This window comes from Oleiphilus sp. HI0086 (assembly GCF_001635225.1).
On the sequence record NZ_LWFZ01001228.1, the window covers coordinates 1 to 851 of the forward strand.

An 851-nucleotide genomic window follows, 5' to 3' on the forward strand; every position below is an offset into this window, starting at 1 on the left:
CTGGATCGCGTTAGCAACTAGGTTCATCAATACTTGTCGTATTCGTACAGGGTCTCCTCGTAAAGTCTGTGGAATATCGGGGCTAATTCGGCTCTCGAACACAAGGCCCTTTGACCCTGTTTTTCAAAAGAATAGTAACACCGGATAACACCCCTCTTAAATTGAACGGTATCGTCGTAATCATAAGATCGCCCGACTCGATTCTGGAAAGGTCCAAGACATCATTTACAACGTACAACAATGACTCTAAAGACACCTGAATAGTTTGAGCATACTCACGCTGTTCATCTTCCAACTTCGATTCCAGCAATAACGAAGTGAAACCTAGCAACCCGTTCATTGGCGTTCGCAACTCATGGCTCATTTTTGCTAGAAACAAGCTTTTCGTCTCGCTGTTCTTGCGTGCTGCTTCTAACTCCTTCTGCGACAACGTTAAACGAGCCTCAGACTTATACAGACGCTCTTCCATCTCCTGCTTATACTCTAGAATCGATAACCACAGTTCAGAGACCTCAGTATCCTCTAATGAAGAAAGCCTCTTCATAGACTCATCTACATTCTGGTTTTTCAGGTCAATCATAAACTGACGCAAGCGCCTAACAACAATCTGATATCCAAGCAAAACACTCGTTAGCGAGCAACAAGCGACAACCAGCACATACAATAAAAAGCTAGTCAGTCCTTCCCTAGAAACCTCTTCAATGACCCCATCTAAACTCTGGACGACAGCCAGCTCTCCTAACCAGTAGGCTTGAGCCTCCCCTCCCTTCCAATAACTAATTGGATAGACAGATTGCTCGATGCGGGCAGAGGCCCCAATACTTCCAACCGTTATAGTACGACCGTCATCA

General features: G+C 45.1%; 1 protein-coding gene. It reads right to left on the bottom strand.

The features are described from left to right. Nucleotides 1-82: 82 nt before the first annotated feature. On the bottom strand, nt 83-851 hold a 769-nt coding region (locus tag A3756_RS21425; protein ID WP_304438922.1), incomplete at its 5' end, for a histidine kinase dimerization/phospho-acceptor domain-containing protein.